General features: G+C 43.9%; 3 protein-coding genes. All 3 read right to left on the minus strand.

Going from position 1 to position 2548, the window contains the following annotated elements; all coding sequences use genetic code 11:
* Nucleotides 1-226: 226 nt before the first annotated feature.
* Entirely contained in the window at nucleotides 227-697 is a 471-nt protein-coding gene (locus tag ACEW8S_RS20355; protein WP_373519942.1) for a hypothetical protein, read from the minus strand.
* Between the two features lie 247 nt (nucleotides 698-944).
* Nucleotides 945-2102, minus strand: coding sequence for a tetratricopeptide repeat protein (locus tag ACEW8S_RS20360; protein WP_373519943.1), 1158 nt, complete (start codon nucleotides 2100-2102; stop codon nucleotides 945-947).
* Nucleotides 2099-2548, minus strand: a 450-nt coding sequence (locus ACEW8S_RS20365) for an energy transducer TonB (protein WP_373519944.1), incomplete at its 5' end; no start/stop codon positions are given. The genes ACEW8S_RS20365 and ACEW8S_RS20360, both read right to left, overlap by 4 nt.

Below are 2548 nucleotides of genomic sequence, written 5' to 3' on the forward strand. Positions count from 1 at the left end.
GAGTTTATGGGTTTATAGGTTTATGAGTTTATCCTGGAGTTCGGTTTACAGTGCGCCGTTATTTACAATTGAATTAACCTTTGCGAGCGTAACATTTAAGGTTCAATCGCTACTTCGTACCTGTTCAAGGTTCAAAGTGGATTTTTCTTTTTTTTACCTTGAACAATGTCTTTAGGCATGGTTGAACCTTAAATTAGTATTACCAACAGTGACGGGCAACTGCGACTTACCGCAGCACAATCGGAATCCGAAATTTTGCGCTTACGGGAATGCCACGCTTCAATGCCGGTTCTATTTTTGGCAGGCTGTTTAAGCTTTTTTCGATTTGGTTGCGAAAACCGGGGACTTGTTGGCTGATCTGTTCGTCGTTTTTTATGTTCATCAAGGTAATCGCACCGGTATCTTCCATCCTGAAATCTACAAAAATCGTATCTTTTACTTCTTTTTCCAAAACCAAATCCGAATCTTGCAAGGACTTGGAAAAGTGCCGCAGCAGGGTTTCCATAAAACATTTTTTTTGCTCGGATTTGCTTGCCAGTTCATCACAATCGGCAAACAGGGGGTACTGGTCCACGTCTTCCCAATCGATGGCCTGAATTTCTTGGTCCACCAGTTCTTGGGTCTTCTGCTCCCGTTTGGCAGACCAGTCACAAGCGGTCAGCAGGCATAGCAAAAATAAGATGGAAAGGTTCCGCATTACCTAGTATTGTGTTAAGCCCGTTTTTGCCGGCCCAAGTCTTGGTCTTTTTCACCAGTCCTGCGTTAAAAAATGATACCGTAGCTATAGCTATGCAATAATTTTTTACCTTGACCTGGCAAAAAATAACGGCGGCTTAACCGGCACAACAGGCTAAACACAACACTTGGATTGTTGGGCGGAAATTACGATTTTTTTGTGGGATTCATGGAGAAATGTAGGAAAAGAGGGCAGCTTGAGAGTCCGGTTAATTCTTCGCAAAATGAATCTCCTCTTTCAATTCCTTAATCCGTTTGGTTGCTATCTTTGACGCATAGGGCCTATTTTTCCCGAACTTCTTGATGAAAGTTTCATAGTAGTCCAGCTTGGTCTTGGGGTCTTTGTAATATTGATCGGCCACGGTGCAGATATTAAAAAAGAGCATATCATCTAATGGAGCTTCTTTGTAGGCCAATTTATAATAGTTTAAGGCGGATTTCAGGTCGTTACGCTCCCGAGCCAAACTGGCCAGCGAACTATAGCCCTCGGCAAATATCGGTCGCTGTACGTCCATGGCTTTGTGGATGTAGATTTCGGCGCTGTCGCGCTGTTCGTTTTTGCGTAATGCGGCGGACATCCCAAAATAGGTATCGGAATTTTGGTCGTCGATGCCAATCAGGGTACGGTAAGTTTGCTTGGCCTTTTCGAATTCCCAATTTTTATAATAGCAATAGGCCAATTTTTCGTAGACATAGGGCTTAGTCTCGCCGAGTTCAAGCAAGGATTCGAACCATGGGATGGCGGTTTTGTATTGGTTATCATTGTAATAGATCAGCGCTTTCAAATTGATGAGGGAAACGTCGTTTTCATAGCATCGGAGTCCCGCATCGACATACTTCAATGCTTGGTCGCGCTCTAGTTTAATCGTAAAGTATTTGCCCAATTGGAATAGGCTGCGCAAATGGGTGCTGTCCAATTTCACGGCTTTTTTGTAGGCGGTCAAGGCACTGGCGGGTTGTTCGAGTTCTTGAAAGGCTTCGCCGAGGTAGTAGTGGTATTCGGGATTATCGTCTCCCAAAGCGGTCAATTGTGAAAAAAGTTTACGCGCTTCATCATATTCCTTGGCCTTTAGTAGCAATTTCCCCAGTTCAAAGCTGGCAATCTGCCAGTCGGGATGAATAGCAACAACACTTCTGTACTGTACAATAGCCTTTTCGAAATTGCCTATGGCATTATAGGCCCGGGCAATCTGTAGCCCTGAATTTTCACCTCCGTCCTCTGCGTAATAATTAATGGCCTTGGTGTAGTTGCCCGTGGCGTAGAGGCTGTCGGCGATGGTAGAGGATGACGATTGAGCATTGACCCCGATGTTAAGACTTATTGATAAAAGAAGTGCTTTGATAATGTAGCCGTTCAAAACTCTCATCTAGCTCCGTCGATTGACTTTTTTAATGCTGCTAGTTGATTATCAAGGTTTACAATTACCGGATTAGTTTCATCTGATTTTTTCAATAGTCGGCGACGTTCCTGTACCAGTAGGTCGTATCTTTCATTCAGAATTTGTCTCCTCTTTTGCGTATAGTTGTCTGAATTCGTCCCATATCCTATTTTATCATCTTCCATTTCTGAGGCTAACCTAAAGGTAATGGGAACGGAAAACGGCACATTGACATTCTTGCCACGGTGACTCCCCGGCTTCATTTGCGGCAATCGCGATATAATCCGTTCGGCCTCATCTTCCAAGGAGCTATCCGGTCCTCTCTTTGCTATATTGGTGATGTTTCCCTCAGGATCAATCAAGAACATGATACTGACCCGACCTTGAATCCCTTTTTCCTGGGCTTCATGGGGATACTTGAAATTTTTCGAGAT

Origin of the sequence: Pricia sp., from assembly GCF_041745955.1 — a bacterium.
Taxonomy (GTDB): domain Bacteria; phylum Bacteroidota; class Bacteroidia; order Flavobacteriales; family Flavobacteriaceae; genus Pricia.